The sequence below is a fragment of the Streptomyces sp. WZ-12 genome, assembly GCF_028898845.1.
Lineage (GTDB): Bacteria > Actinomycetota > Actinomycetes > Streptomycetales > Streptomycetaceae > Streptomyces.
In genome coordinates this window covers 7,805,587-7,818,529 of record NZ_CP118574.1, presented here as the reverse complement: position 1 = coordinate 7,818,529, position 12,943 = coordinate 7,805,587, and the positions used below count along the sequence as shown (strand labels likewise).

Genomic DNA, 12,943 nt, shown 5'->3' with positions numbered 1-12,943 from the left:
GCCTCACCTCCGCCCGCTTGACAGCTCCCCCGCCCCCGACCGACCATCCCCGGGTGAACCTGTCAGACAGCCAGACAGCCGGCGACATATCCAGCCCCGCGGTGCCACGGCGCGTGAGCGCCATGGAGGCCGTGCTGAGCCACCTGCGTGGGGCCATCGAGCGGGGCGAGTACGCGGTCGGGGACAAGCTGCCCTCCGAGGCCGAGCTGTGCCGCCGCCTCGAAGTGAGCCGCCCGGTGCTCCGCGAGGCGCTGCGCGCCCTCCAGACGATGGGGCTCACGGTCTCCCGCACCGGCAAGGGGACCTTCGTGGTCTCCGACGGCGCGGTACCGGACCCCACCTTCGGCGACTACGCGGCCAGCGACCTGCTGGAGGTCCGCCGCCATGTCGAGGTCCCGGTGGCCGGCTACGCCGCGGTGCGCCGGACACCGGAGGACCTCGACCAGCTGACGCACCTGCTGGAGCGGATGGAGCGGGAGACCGACACCACCGCCTGGGTCGCCATGGACACGCTGTTCCATCTGACGATCGCCCAGGCCGCCCGGAACCCGGTGTTCCGACGGGTGATCGAGGAGATCCGCGACACCCTGGCCCGCCAGTCGGCCTTCCTCAACGACGTCGGCGGGCGGCGGGAGCAGTCGAACCGGGAGCACCGGGCGATCGTCGAGGCACTCGTGGACCGCTCCGAGCACGACGCCGTCGAAGCGATGAAGCACCACCTCGCCCGGGTCGAGACCACGCTGTCCACCATCGTGCGGACCGGTCAGGCCGGGGGCGAGGCATGAGCGCGGGGCGGTCGGTGGCCCCGCCGCCGGTCCTGCGCACGCCCGGGCACGTCCCGGTCGCCCAGGTCGTCCGCGGCGGCCTCGTCGAGGGCGTCCACCACGGCTCGGTGGTGGTACTGGCCGCGGACGGCACGGTGGTATACCAACTCGGCGACGCCGAGGCCGCGTTCTACCCCCGCTCGGCGCTCAAGCCGCTACAGGCCGTCGGGCTGCTGCGGGCCGGGCTGCCGCCGCTGGACGACCCGGCGCTGGCCTTGGTAGCGGCCAGCCACTCCGGCGAGGAACGCCACCTGGCCACCGCCCGGCGCATCCTGCGCGACGGCGGACTGACCGAGGACGACCTGCGCAACGTGCCCGACCTGCCCTACGGGACGGCCGAGCGGGAGGCATGGCTCGCCCGCGGCCTGGGCCCCGACCGGCTCGCCCAGAACTGCTCGGGCAAGCACGCCGCGATGCTGGCGACGGCGCGCGCCCGCGGGTGGCGGCTGGACACCTACCTCGACCCCGAGCACCCGCTCCAGCGCCAACTCGCGCTGGCCGTCGAGGAGTTGACTGGCCAGGGCATCGCCCAGGTCACCGTCGACGGCTGCGGCGCACCGCTGTTCGCGGTCTCGCTGCTGGGGCTCACCCGGGCCGCGGCCCGCCTGGCGACCGCCGCACCGGACACCGCGGCGGGCCGGGTGGCGCACGCCATGCGCCACCACCCCGAGATGGTCTCCGGCCGCGATCGGGACGTCGCCCACCTGGTCCGCGCCGTGCCCGGACTGCTCGCCAAGGACGGCTTCGAGGGCGTCCAGATCGCGGCGCTACCGGACGGCCGGGCGGTCGGCGTGAAGATCGCCGACGGCGCCGACCGGGCCCGGATGCCGGTCACGGCCGCGGCGCTGGCCCGCTGCGGCATCGACCCGGAGGTACTCGCCCCGTTCGCCACCCGCCCCGTCCTGGGCGGCGGTTCGACGGTCGGCGCCGTGCAACCGGTCGCCCCGCTGCGCGACGACCACCTCCTCCCCCGCTCCCCGGCGGCCTGACCCGCGCCGCACTCCCCCCTCCCGCACACCACCGCACGAAGGACCCCGTCATGACCCCCGGCCACCGCCGCGAACACGACCTGCTCGGCGAGCGCGAGATACCCGCGGATGCCTACTGGGGCGTGCACACCCTGCGCGCCGTCGAGAACTTCCCCATCACCGGCACCACGATCTCCGGCTATCCGCACCTGATCGACGCGCTCGCCGCCGTCAAGGAGGCCGCGGCCCGCGCCAACGCCGAACTCGGCCTGCTCGCCCCGGAGAAGGCCGACGCGATCGCCGCCGCCTGCCGGGAGATCCGGGACGGCCGCCTGCACGACCAGTTCGTCGTCGACGTCATCCAGGGCGGCGCCGGCACCTCCACCAACATGAACGCCAACGAGGTGATCGCCAACCGGGCGCTGGAGCTGCTCGGCCACGCCAAGGGCGACTACGCCCCGCTGCACCCCAACGAGCACGTCAACCTCAGCCAGTCGACCAACGACGCCTACCCCACCGCGGTGAAGGTCGCCACCGTGATCGCGGTCCGCGAGCTGCTGGCGTCGATGACCGTGCTGCGGGAGGCGTTCGCGGCCAAGGCCGAGGAGTTCCGGGACGTCCTCAAGATGGGCCGCACCCAGCTCCAGGACGCGGTGCCGATGACGCTGGGCCAGGAGTTCTCGGCGTACGCGGTGATGTTGGAGGAGGACCAGGGCCGGCTGGCCGAGGCGGTGGCCCTGATCCACGAGATCAACCTCGGCGCCACCGCCATCGGCACCGGCCTCAACGCCCCGAAGGGCTATGCCGAGTCGGTCCGGCGCCACCTGGCGCAGCTCACCGGGCTGCCGTTGGTGACCGCCGCCAATCTGGTGGAGGCCACCCAGGACTGCGGGGCCTTCGTCCACCTCTCCGGCGTCCTCAAGCGGATCGCGGTCAAGCTCTCCAAGAGCTGCAACGACCTGCGACTGCTCTCCTCCGGCCCGCGCGCCGGGCTCGCGGAGATCAACCTGCCGCCGGTGCAGGCCGGTTCCAGCATCATGCCGGGCAAGGTCAACCCGGTGATCCCGGAGGTGGTCAACCAGGTCGCCTTCGAGGTGATCGGCAACGACGTCACCATCACCATGGCCGCGGAGGCCGGGCAGCTCCAGCTCAACGCCTTCGAACCGGTCATCCTGCACGCGCTGTCGGAGAGCATCACCCACCTCGGGGCGGCCTGCCGCACCCTCGCCGAACGCTGCGTCAACGGCATCACCGCCAACACCGAGACCCTCCGGGAGAGCGTGCAGAACTCCATCGGCCTGGTGACCGCCCTCAACCCGCACATCGGCTACACCGCGGCGACCGCGATCGCCAAGGAGGCCCTGGCCACCGGGCGCGGGGTCGCCGAACTGGTCCTGGAACGGGGGCTGTTGCCCGCGGACCGGCTCGCCGCGCTGCTGCGCCCGGAGGAGCTCGCCGGCGCGGACGGGGCCTGACCGGCCGGGCGCCGTCCGCGGTCGGGGGCCGGCGGCCCCGAGGGGGAGCTGTGGTGCGGGCGCGGCACGGCGTACCGTCCAAGGCAGGGCGGCCCGCGCGATCTCTTTGTGGGTCGTGGGACCGGAGACGACGGGAGAGAGTGCCGATGCGTATCGCACTGTGCCAGATGACCTCTTCGACCGAGCCGAAGGAGAACCTCGCACAGCTCGCGGAGCTGGTGCGCCGGGCCGCGGCCGAGGGGGCCCGACTGGCGGTGCTGCCGGAGGCGGCGATGGTGCGCTTCGGAGTGCCGCTGGGGCCGGTGGCCGAGCCGTTGGACGGGCCGTGGGCCGAAGGGGTGCGGGCGGTGGCCGAGGAGACCGGAGTGACGGTGGTGGCGGGGATGTTCACCCCGGCACCGGACGGCCGGGTGGCCAACACGCTGCTGGCGACCGGGCCCGGGGTGGAGGCGTCCTACGACAAGATCCACCTCTACGACGCGTTCGGGTTCCGGGAGTCGGACACCGTGGCGCCCGGCGACCGGGTGGTGACGATCGACGTGGACGGCGTCCGGGTGGGCCTGGCGACCTGCTACGACCTGCGGTTCCCCGAGCTCTTCCGGGCGCACGCGGACGCCGGGGCGACGGTGTCGCTGCTGCCCGCGTCCTGGGGCGCGGGCCCCGGCAAGCGGGAGCAGTGGGACCTGCTGGTGCGGGCCAGGGCGCTGGACGCGACGGTGTGGCTGGCGGCGGTGGGCCAGGCGGCGCCGGACCAGGACGCCGACCCGGAGGCGCCCACCAAGGCACCCACCGGGGTCGGCCACAGCGCGCTGATCGGCCCGGACGGCACGGTCCGGGCGCGCCTGGGCGGCGCCCCCGGGCTGCTGCTCGGCGAGGTGGACCCGGCGGAGGCCGAGCGGGTGCGGCGGGCGGTGGCCGTACTGGACAACTGCCGCCTGTAGCCGGCCCGTTCAGGCCCCGACGGGGCCGCCGCTGTTCGTCCGACCCTGCCGGCGGCCCCGCCCGGGCGGTCAGTCGTGTACCGGGACGGTGAACGCGGTGTCGGTATCGGTGTCGTCGCCGTCGGGGCCGACCGGTCGTGCGGCGTGCTCGGCGAGGACGCCGGTGCGGTGGCGCTGAACGCACCAGTAGTAGGCGAAGCCGCCGAGCGCGACCAGGCCGACGAAGAGCACCCCGCCCCAGCGCAGGTACCAGTGGTACGGCGGGGCGGCGTTGTAGACGGCGTCGCGCGGCCAGGCCACGTTGACGATCATGGCGGCGCCCCAGAGGACCGCGACGGCGTTGACCGGCAGCCCCCAGCGGCCCAGGCTGAACCGGCCGCCGCCGGCCGACTGCCATCCGCCGCGCAGCCTGGCGACCAGCATCGGCGCGGTGACCAGCAGATACGCCGTGCAGATCATGATGATGCCGAGGCTGGTGACGACCGAGAAGCTCTGCGGCTGGCGGATGTTGAGGACCAGCAGCCGTTGGCGAGTTGGTCGATCCACGCGTCCGGCAACAGGGCCGGGGTGCACCAGGCCACCAGGCGATCGTAGGAGGCGCGTTCGGGGTGCCCGGCGGTGCCGTCGCCGGTGAAACAGTCGACGTTCTCCACACCACGTTCCTGGTGAATGACATTGGCCCAGCGGGTCAGATAGGGGTCGATGTCAACGCTGATGACGGCTCCAGAGGCACCAACGAGGCTGGCAAGGAGGGCGCCGGAGAGCCGGAGCCGGTGCCGATCTCCATGACGCGCATGCCCTCAGCGACCTCCAGCAAGGTCAACTACCGGTGGATAACTGCCGGGTTGGAGCGGTGCGGGGTGGGTCCGCGGCCTTCATGGTGGGTGTAGTGGCGTTCAGGAACGGTTGCGGCGACCTCGGCGACAGGGGGCACACTTCACTCCTTCGGACGGCATGTCGGATATGCACTTCAACCGCTCCGGCCGGGTAGGGACACGCCCTGTCAGGTTCAGATGCTCAGGGCGGTGCGGTGATGCCACCCGCCGAGGGTGTACTCGCCTACCGGACCTGTGCCTGGCAGTTCAGCCCAGGCGTGGTACTCGACCGGTGGCGGGCAGAAGCGGGCCCCGAGACACCAGTTGAGGCGACGGCTCAGCAGGGCAACGGCGAGCACGGCGCCCAGCGAGTCCGGCTGTAACGCGGGCTCCCATCCGCCGCCGTAGGGCCGCGCAACCGCGAGCTGGCCGTACGGCTGAACCAAGGCCCCGTAACAGGACCGAGCCGCCGGGCATTCGTTCAGCTCGGCGCTCGATGCTCGTCGTCGCCCCTTCAGGCGGATCCGTCTGAAGGGGCGACGCATCCTCCCCGGAGGCATGGTCGAGGCCCGCTGCGGGATCGCCAGCCGGTCAGGCCGCTCGGTTGCGCCACGTCGACCTGGACGGCCTGGCCCGGGTCACGACCCGCACGCACGCGTTCGGTTGATCCCAGAGCCACTGGGATCAACCGAACGCAGGAGCAACACCGGTGTGTGGGAATTCTTCGACGGATGCGCGACGGCAGGGGGCGGGACCTCGCGTTAGAAGAGGTCGGTGAAGAAGGCGTAGCCGGTGGGGTCGCCCGGCATCTGCCAGTGGAAGCCCTGCAGGAAGAAGCAGGCGACGAGGTTGGAGACGGCGAAGAAGGCGAGCAGGTAGAGGCTCACGGTGCCGAGGCCGCGCAGGGCCGGGGTGGCGGTGGCGGCGTCGAGGGGCTCGCTCTCGTGGGTCAGGACCAGGGCGATGCCGGCGGCGAGGACGGCGGCGCCGAAGGTGATGGCGGCCCAGGTGTAGAGGTGGAGGCCGAAGAGGGCGCCGGCGTAGCCGGGGTCCGGGGGGACGATGTGCATGAGGACCTGGGTGATCGAGACGGTGGAGCCGAGCAGGGCGCACACGATGGCCCAGCCCCAGCCGGAGGCGGTGTCCCGGGTGGTGACGGTGCCCTTGCGGGAGCGGTGGATGATCAGGGCCGGGCCGAGTGCGCTGAGCAGCATGAACATGCGCTGCAGCAGGCACATGGGGCAGGGGTACTCCCACAGTCCGAACTGGAAGAGGTAGGCGCCACCGATGGTGCCGCACATCCCGAGCACGTACAGGTTGGCGAAGAGCAGGCCGAGCTTGTTGCCGGTGCGGGCTGCGGCCACGGGGAAGGTGGTGGTGGTCATCGTGGGCTCCTCCTCGGAAGCTCGGCCGGTCACAGGGCCAGGTGGAAGGTGTGGGCGAGGATGTGGGGGACGAACGCGAGGACCGAGAGGAGCAGGGTCGCGGACCACATCAGCAGCCGCGCCCGGCGTGACCAGTCGCGGAATATCGCGAGCACGCACAGGGCGATCAGGAGGAAGAGGAGGGTGTACATCGTGTCCCAGCTTCATCGGTGGGGCCGGCTTCGTCGCCGACGTCCTTGTCCCCTTCACCCTCCGCCGGGGAGTTCGGCGCCGGTAGCGGCAACGGGCCAATGCATCCATAGAGCGGTTCTATGTGCGGGAGCTCTTTGCGGAACGCCCTTGCCTTCCCTGCCCGGCTGCTACGGACTGCTGGCGGGCGATGGCGACCAGGTCGCGGGCCGGGCCGGCGGGCCGTTGGCCGGTGGGCCAGACGACGCGCAGTACCCGGCTCAGGTCAAGGTCTTCCACTGCCGTCGACTTCAGGACGCCTGCGGCCAGTTCGGCGGCAACCGCCAGTGAACTGAGGACTGCGGGCCCCGCGCCGCCGGCCACCGCTGCCTTGATGGCGGTGGTGGAGGACAGTTCCATGCCGGTGGTGGGTTGCCAGGCGGGTAGACGGGCGACCATGGCGCGTTCGAAGGCGGTGCGCGTGCCGGATCCGGACTCGCGCAGGATCAGGGGGGTGTCGGCCAGCTCGCCGAGCGGGATCGTGGGCCGCCGCGCCCAGGGGTGGTCGAGGGCGATCACCACGACGAGTTGGTCCTTCGCCACGGCTTGGCTGTGCAGTCCCCTGGGTGCGCGCGGGCTCTCGATGAATCCGATCTCGGCCCGGCTTTCCAGGACGGCTGCGGCCACCTCGGCGGAGTTGCCGGATTCAAGGGCTACGGTTGTTGCGGGGTTGTGGGCGCGCAGCGCCATCAGCCACCGGGGGAAGAGGTACTCGGCCACGGTCTGGCTGGCGGCCACGTGCAGTCGGGAGTCGCGCTTGGTGCGCAACGTCTCGATCCCGGCGTCCAGTTGCTGCGCCGCGTCGATGACGCTCCGGGCCCATTCGGCGATCAGGGAGCCAGCCTGGGTGGGGCGGGAGCCCAGTGTCGTACGTTCCAGCACGGGTACGCCCACCAGGCGCTCCAGGTAGCGGATGCGGGAGCTGGCCGAGGGCTGGGTGATGCCGTGGGCTTCGGCCGCCCGGCCGAGGCTGCCGAGCTCGATGACGCTGAGCAGCAGGTCCAGGGCGGGGAGGTCGGGGACGTGCGGGGACAAGCGCATAGAACCATTCTATGGACCCATTGACCGGGCCCCGCTACCACGCTATTACGGGTCGCCGCAGTGTGGAGGCATGAGCACCACGACCGCACCCACCTCCACCGCGCAGCACCCCGTGCTGCGCGACCTCGAACGGCCCCGCGAGGTCGTCCGGCACCTCGGCCCCAACTGGTTCGCCTCCGTGATGGGCACCGGCATCGTCGCCAACGCGGCCGCCACCCTCCCGCTCCAGTTCCCCGGCCTGCGGACCGCTGCCACGGTGGTGTGGGCAGGTGCCGCGCTGCTCCTGCTGGTGATGGTCGCCGCCTGGACCGTGCACTGGATACGCCACCGGGACATCGCCCTCGCCCACGGCAACAATCCGGTGATGTCCCAGTTCTACGGTGCTCCCCCGATGGCCCTGATGACCGTCGGCGCCGGGGCCCTGTTGCTCGGCAAGGACTGGATCGGCATGGACGCCGCCGTCGCCGTTGACTGGACCCTGTGGCTGGCGGGGACCGTCCTCGGGCTGCTCACCGCCTTCACCATCCCCTTCCGGATGATCACCCGGCACAAGGCGGCCCCCGACGCGGCCTTCGGAGGCTGGCTGATGCCGGTCGTGCCCCCGATGGTCTCGGCCGCCATGGGGGCCCTGCTGATCCCGCACACTCCCGCAGGGCAGCCGCGGTTGACCATGATCCTGGCCTGCCTGGCGATGTTCGGGATCAGCCTGTTCGCCGCGTTCCTCGTGATCAACATGATCTTCTCCCGCCTGGTGCACCAGGACATGCCCGCGGCCGGCACCGTCCCCACCCTCTGGATCGTGCTCGGCCCCCTCGGTCAGGCAGTCACCGCAGCGGGTCTGCTCGCCAACGCCGCGCCGACCGCCCTCCCCGCCCAGTACGCTCACGGCCTCGCCGTGTTCGCCACGGTGTTCGGCGTGGTGACCTGGGGCTTCGCGATGCTGTGGCTGGCCCTCGCCGCCGCCGTGACCATCCGGACCGCCCGTACCACCGGACTGCCCTTCAACCTCACCTGGTGGGGCTTCACCTTTCCCGTCGGCACCTGCGTCACCGCCAGCAGCGGCTTGGCCGCCCGTACCGGCGCGGACCTCTTCCACTGGGCGGCCGTCGCCCTGTACGTCCTGCTGCTCACCGCCTGGGCCGTGACCGCCTTCCGCACCGCCCGAGGAGCCCTGCGCGGCACCCTCTTCCTACCCCCGCCCGCCGCTCCGGCAACCGGCCCTGCTCGCGGAGGCCGCTCGTGAACCTGGCTCTCGCTCCCGAGACCCTGGCCCGCTGGCAGTTCGGCATCACCACCGTCTACCACTTCCTCTTCGTACCCCTGACGATCTCACTCGCCGCCATCACGGCGGCACTTGAGACCGCGTGGGTGCGGACGGGGAAAACGAAGTACCTCCACGCCACGAAGTTCTGGGGCAAGCTCTTCCTGATCAACATCGCCCTGGGCGTCGTCACCGGCATCGTTCAGGAGTTCCAGTTCGGCATGAACTGGTCCGACTACTCGCGGTTCGTCGGTGACATCTTCGGCGCCCCGCTCGCCTTCGAGGCGCTGATCGCCTTCTTCCTGGAATCCACCTTCATCGGGCTCTGGATCTTCGGCTGGGACAAGCTGCCGAAGAAGGTCCACTGCGCCTGCATCTGGCTGGTCTCCCTCGGCACCGTCCTCTCCTCGTACTTCATCCTGGCGGCCAACGCCTGGATGCAGCACCCGGTCGGTTACACCCTCGACAAAGGCACCGGAAGGCCCCAACTGACGGATTTCTGGGCGGTGTTGACTCAGCAGACCGTCCTCGTCAACGCCTGGCACACGCTCAGCGCCTCGTTCCTGACCGGCGGTGCGTTCGTCGTCGGCATCTCCTGCTACCACCTGTGGAAGACCAAACGGGCACACGACCAGGGGGAGGAGTCGGGCCCCGCGGGGCGCGAGCGGACGGTCGTGATGCGGACCTCGCTACGCCTGGGCCTCACGCTGGCGGCGGTCGCCGGATTGGCCACGGCCGTCAGCGGCGACAGCCTCGGCCAGGTCATGTTCGAACAGCAGCCCATGAAGATGGCAGCGGCCGAGGCACTGTGGGACACCCAGGCACCCGCACCGTTCTCCGCCTTCGCCGTCGGCAACCTGGACGAGCGGCGCAATGACCTCGCCGTGGAGATTCCCGGTCTGCTGTCCTTCCTGGCCCACCACAACTTCAACGACGCGGTGCCCGGCATCAACGACGTCGCCCGCCAGGAAGCCGACCGCTTCGGCGGTGATCCCGCCGACTACGTGCCGAACATCTTCATGACCTTCTGGGGCTTCCGCCTCATGATCACCTTCGGCATGGCCTCGCGCGGTGCCGGCATGGCCGGCTTGTGGTTGACCCGCAAGAAGCGCTGGCTGGCCACCCGGCTACGCACGGCCGACGACGAAGTGCCGCGGCTCGCTCTGACCAGACACCGTGAGTTGGGTCCCTTGCTCAACAAGTGGTTCTGGCGCGTCGGCATCCTCACCATGGCCTTCCCCCTGATCTCCAACTCCTTCGGCTGGATCTTCACCGAGATGGGCCGCCAACCCTGGGTGGTGAACGGGCTCATGAAGACCGCCGACGCGGTGTCACCGGGCGTCGGTACTGCCTCCGAGGTCACCTCGCTGACCGTCTTCACGCTGTTGTACGCGGCGCTGGCGTTCGTCGAGATACGGCTCATGGTCCGGTACGCCAAGGCCGGACCAGGCACCAACGTCACGCCCAACCAGGAGGACTCCCCCGCACAGCCCGAAACCACCGACCGGCCTCTGCCCCTCACCTACTGACGCGCCACCGCACCAGGATTGTGGTGCGGCGCGCCCCTGACGTACCGACGGGAACCACCCCACCATGCAACTCCACCTGCACGACGTCTGGTTCGTGTTGATCGCCGCCCTGTGGACCGGCTACTTCTTCCTCGAAGGATTCGACTTCGGCATCGGCATCCTCACCCGGGTCGTCGCCCGGGACGACGAGGAACGCGGCGTCCTGCTCGCCACCATCGGCCCGGTCTGGGACGGCAACGAGGTCTGGCTACTCACCGCGGTCGGCGCCACCTTCGCCGCCTTCCCCGACTGGTACGCGACGATGTGCAGCGGGTTCTACCTGCCCATGCTGGCCGTGGTGGTCTGCCTGATCGTGCGAGGTGTGGCCCTGGAGTACCGGGCCAAACGCGACGACGCAGCGTGGAAGCGGAGCTGCGACCGCTGCATCTTCTTCACCTCACTGATCTGCGCCCCACTGTGGGGTTTCATGTTCGCGAACATGGTGCGCGGGGTGCCGATCGGCCCCGACCGGAACTTCACGGGCACCCTGCTCGACCTGGTCAACCCCTACTCCCTGCTCGGCGGCGCCGTCACCCTGCTCCTCTTCACCCTCCACGGGGCGCTCTACGCCGCGCTGAAGACCAGCGGGGAACTGCGTAGAAGGTCCCGGGAGACGGCCCGCCGGGCCAGCGGATTCACCGTTGTGTTCGTCCTGGCCTTCTTGATGTGGACCCAGAGGAACACTGGCGGGACCAGCACCCTGATCCTGCTGGCCGTGGTCGCGGCCGCTCTGGTTCTGGCCGCCGAACTCAACGACGCCGGCCGGGACGGCTGGGCGTTCGCCCTCTCCGGTCTGGCCGTCGCCGCCGTCACCGCGACCCTGTTCCTTGCGCTGTTTCCCGCCGTGATGCCTTCCTCGCTCTCCCCGGGCCTGGACCTGACGGTGGCGAACGCGTCGGCCAGCGCTCACACACTGAGGATCCTCACCTGGGTCGCTGCCGCCATGCTCCCCATCGTCATCGGCTACCAGTCCTGGACGTACCGGGTCTTCCGGAAACGCGTTGTCCTCCGCCGCGCCTCGGCCCCGGTGCAGCAACGTGAGACGTGCTGAGGATTGGCCAGCGATGACCGCTCCGTGCGCGCCATCGACGTTGCTGTCGCTTCACGCCAACCGAGCCCACGCCTCCAGTACCCAAACCGATTTCACCGCCCGCAGAGGCCCGAAGCCAACTCCCATTCAATCGACCTCCGTCGGCGTCATCCGACGCCTCGCTTCCCCCTCGGCCAGCGCGCCCCCCAGCCGCCGGTGCTCCTGTCGAACCCACATCCCGCCGGCTTCGGCATCCCAGCCAGAGCAACCCACCGCTGTGACGCGAACAGGGATCCGCGGACTGTTCACACGATGGCGGCGCAAGCGGTAGCCAGCACCACACCGCCTCGCGGGTCGAACCTCCAGCCGCCACTGACAACTCGGCTCGCCCGAGCGGACCTTGGGCTTGTCAGCGCCGCCGGTGCGAGGCTTGGGCCCGGTCAGGTGCGGAAGCGCGAGAACCAGCCGGCCTTCCGCACGGCCTGTTCAGCCTCCGCCTCCTGCCGCTGGCGCTCTGACTCCTGGCGCTCACGTTCGGCGGCTTCGGCCTGCTGCTCGGCTACAACAGCCCGGCTCTGGCAGTCCTCGCACAGGTGCGGGTGCGACTCCCGCGGCTGGCGCCAGCCCCGTGTGTCGGCCGCCGCCCACCGGTCGTCGGTGAACTTGTTCCCGCAGTCCGTGCACACAGGGCGCCGGGCTTCCCGCACCGTGGCTTCCCGTTCCTCCTGGCGTCGTTGTTCTTCTCAAGCTTCTGCGCGGCGGCGAGCAAGGTTGGCGTCCCTGCGGGGGTTGCCGATCGCCTGCCGCAGGGGCTGGCGGCCTTCGCGGCCGAACCGCCAAAACGCAGCACCGTACGGGCCGTACTCGCGCGGCCATTCCAGCGTGGTTGCCACGATCGGGACGCAGCCGCCGTAGTCGTGGAATTCGCCGTACTCGTTCCACTCGCCGCGCCAGTGCCGGTCGGTGAGGTTGGCGACCTTGTCCATCTGCCTCAAGGCGGGGCGGGGGCCGAGTTGGTGGAAGACGAGCAGGACCGGCGGATGCACATCCCGACCGAACTCCGAGCCGGGCGCGGACCAGCGCATGCGCCACATCGCCTTCTCTGTGCCGAGGGAGAGAAGGGAGGTGTGACGATCCGACGCAGGCGTGGAAACCCGTGGGGACAAGAGGGAATGATGGGTGCTCTGCTCAGGTGGGGGACCCGGAAGTGGCTTCGGCAGTGGGAACACAAGCGCCGGCGGCAGGGCCTCACCAAGGCTTGCCCAGCAGCCGACACCTTGCCGGCGGGCGAGACTCCAGGACCGCCGCCGCGCGCAGCGATGGGAAGGCGCGGGTCGGTCGGGTAGGGACAGTGTGTCCTCAACCCTCCGACTTACTGGCCGGAGCGGCGGTCGTCCAGTCCGCACG

The 12,943-nt window shown here is 70.8% G+C and carries 13 protein-coding genes and 1 pseudogene; 7 read left to right on the top strand and 7 right to left on the bottom strand.

Translation table 11 applies throughout. From position 1 onward, the window contains the following. Nucleotides 1-53: 53 nt before the first annotated feature. From PV796_RS34230 to PV796_RS34215, 4 genes are all read left to right on the top strand, one after another. The gene (locus PV796_RS34230) at nucleotides 54-785 is read left to right on the top strand and encodes a FadR/GntR family transcriptional regulator (protein WP_274917616.1); all 732 of its coding nucleotides are present in this window, start codon (nucleotides 54-56) and stop codon (nucleotides 783-785) included. Further along, nucleotides 782-1,813 carry an asparaginase gene (locus tag PV796_RS34225; protein WP_274917615.1) on the top strand — a complete coding sequence of 344 codons (1,032 nt, stop codon included), beginning with the start codon at nucleotides 782-784 and terminating at the stop codon, nucleotides 1,811-1,813. Before PV796_RS34230 ends, PV796_RS34225 begins: the two co-directional genes overlap by 4 nt. A 50-nt stretch (nucleotides 1,814-1,863) precedes the next feature. Further along, a complete protein-coding gene (gene aspA, locus PV796_RS34220) occupies nucleotides 1,864-3,267 on the top strand; it encodes an aspartate ammonia-lyase (protein WP_274917614.1) in 1,404 nt (467 codons plus the stop codon). A 146-nt stretch (nucleotides 3,268-3,413) separates the two neighbouring features. Further along, nucleotides 3,414-4,208 (top strand): carbon-nitrogen hydrolase family protein, encoded by a 795-nt coding sequence (locus PV796_RS34215; protein WP_274917613.1) that lies wholly within the window; start codon nucleotides 3,414-3,416, stop codon nucleotides 4,206-4,208. Between the two features lie 69 nt (nucleotides 4,209-4,277). Here the strand turns inward: PV796_RS34215 and PV796_RS34210 are convergent. The 5 genes and pseudogenes from PV796_RS34210 to PV796_RS34190 form a co-directional block, all read right to left on the bottom strand. Further along, nucleotides 4,278-4,730: pseudogene (locus PV796_RS34210) on the bottom strand (amino acid permease); the annotation flags it as partial. Next, a complete protein-coding gene (locus PV796_RS34205) occupies nucleotides 4,664-4,912 on the bottom strand; it encodes a hypothetical protein (RefSeq protein ID WP_274919349.1) in 249 nt (82 codons plus the stop codon). The gene PV796_RS34205 and the pseudogene PV796_RS34210, both read right to left, overlap by 67 nt. 872 nt (nucleotides 4,913-5,784) lie before the next feature. Further along, the gene (locus PV796_RS34200) at nucleotides 5,785-6,408 is read right to left on the bottom strand and encodes a disulfide bond formation protein B (RefSeq protein WP_274917612.1); all 624 of its coding nucleotides are present in this window, start codon (nucleotides 6,406-6,408) and stop codon (nucleotides 5,785-5,787) included. A 29-nt stretch (nucleotides 6,409-6,437) separates the two neighbouring features. Beyond that, nucleotides 6,438-6,599: a hypothetical protein gene (locus PV796_RS34195; protein ID WP_274917611.1), complete on the bottom strand. Its 162-nt coding sequence runs from the start codon at nucleotides 6,597-6,599 to the stop codon at nucleotides 6,438-6,440. A gap of 118 nt (nucleotides 6,600-6,717) precedes the next feature. After that, complete coding sequence (locus tag PV796_RS34190) at nucleotides 6,718-7,677, bottom strand: LysR family transcriptional regulator (RefSeq protein WP_274917610.1); 960 nt, start codon at nucleotides 7,675-7,677, stop codon at nucleotides 6,718-6,720. Between the two features lie 70 nt (nucleotides 7,678-7,747). Here PV796_RS34190 and PV796_RS34185 point away from each other — a divergent pair, with 70 nt between their 5' ends. The 3 genes from PV796_RS34185 to cydB all read left to right on the top strand — a co-directional run bounded on the left by PV796_RS34185 (nucleotide 7,748) and on the right by cydB (nucleotide 11,557). Further along, complete coding sequence (locus PV796_RS34185; protein ID WP_274917609.1) at nucleotides 7,748-8,920, top strand: TDT family transporter; 1,173 nt, start codon at nucleotides 7,748-7,750, stop codon at nucleotides 8,918-8,920. After that, complete coding sequence (locus tag PV796_RS34180; RefSeq protein ID WP_274917608.1) at nucleotides 8,917-10,467, top strand: cytochrome ubiquinol oxidase subunit I; 1,551 nt, start codon at nucleotides 8,917-8,919, stop codon at nucleotides 10,465-10,467. Before PV796_RS34185 ends, PV796_RS34180 begins: the two co-directional genes overlap by 4 nt. A 64-nt stretch (nucleotides 10,468-10,531) precedes the next feature. After that, the gene (gene cydB, locus PV796_RS34175) at nucleotides 10,532-11,557 is read left to right on the top strand and encodes a cytochrome d ubiquinol oxidase subunit II (RefSeq protein WP_274917607.1); all 1,026 of its coding nucleotides are present in this window, start codon (nucleotides 10,532-10,534) and stop codon (nucleotides 11,555-11,557) included. A 419-nt stretch (nucleotides 11,558-11,976) separates the two neighbouring features. Here the strand turns inward: cydB and PV796_RS34170 are convergent, their stop codons facing one another. Together PV796_RS34170 and PV796_RS34165 are read right to left on the bottom strand one after the other, a co-directional pair. Beyond that, nucleotides 11,977-12,222: a hypothetical protein gene (locus PV796_RS34170; protein ID WP_274917606.1), complete on the bottom strand. Its 246-nt coding sequence runs from the start codon at nucleotides 12,220-12,222 to the stop codon at nucleotides 11,977-11,979. A 57-nt stretch (nucleotides 12,223-12,279) separates the two neighbouring features. Next, on the bottom strand, nucleotides 12,280-12,621 hold the full coding sequence (locus PV796_RS34165; protein ID WP_274917605.1) for a hypothetical protein: 342 nt from the start codon (nucleotides 12,619-12,621) through the stop codon (nucleotides 12,280-12,282). Nucleotides 12,622-12,943: the final 322 nt, after the last annotated feature.

What these genes read in the sequence shown, in the direction of transcription:
- cydB (WP_274917607.1), top strand. Translation starts at nt 10,532, where the DNA reads ATGCAACTCCACCTGCACGACGTCTGGTTCGTGTTGATCGCCGCCCTG.
- PV796_RS34225 (WP_274917615.1), top strand. Translation starts at nt 782, where the DNA reads ATGAGCGCGGGGCGGTCGGTGGCCCCGCCGCCGGTCCTGCGCACGCCC.
- aspA (WP_274917614.1), top strand. Translation starts at nt 1,864, where the DNA reads ATGACCCCCGGCCACCGCCGCGAACACGACCTGCTCGGCGAGCGCGAG.
- PV796_RS34165 (WP_274917605.1), bottom strand. Translation starts at nt 12,621, where the DNA reads ATGCGCTGGTCCGCGCCCGGCTCGGAGTTCGGTCGGGATGTGCATCCG.
- PV796_RS34185 (WP_274917609.1), top strand. Translation starts at nt 7,748, where the DNA reads ATGAGCACCACGACCGCACCCACCTCCACCGCGCAGCACCCCGTGCTG.
- PV796_RS34195 (WP_274917611.1), bottom strand. Translation starts at nt 6,599, where the DNA reads ATGTACACCCTCCTCTTCCTCCTGATCGCCCTGTGCGTGCTCGCGATA.
- PV796_RS34190 (WP_274917610.1), bottom strand. Translation starts at nt 7,677, where the DNA reads ATGCGCTTGTCCCCGCACGTCCCCGACCTCCCCGCCCTGGACCTGCTG.
- PV796_RS34200 (WP_274917612.1), bottom strand. Translation starts at nt 6,408, where the DNA reads ATGACCACCACCACCTTCCCCGTGGCCGCAGCCCGCACCGGCAACAAG.
- PV796_RS34215 (WP_274917613.1), top strand. Translation starts at nt 3,414, where the DNA reads ATGCGTATCGCACTGTGCCAGATGACCTCTTCGACCGAGCCGAAGGAG.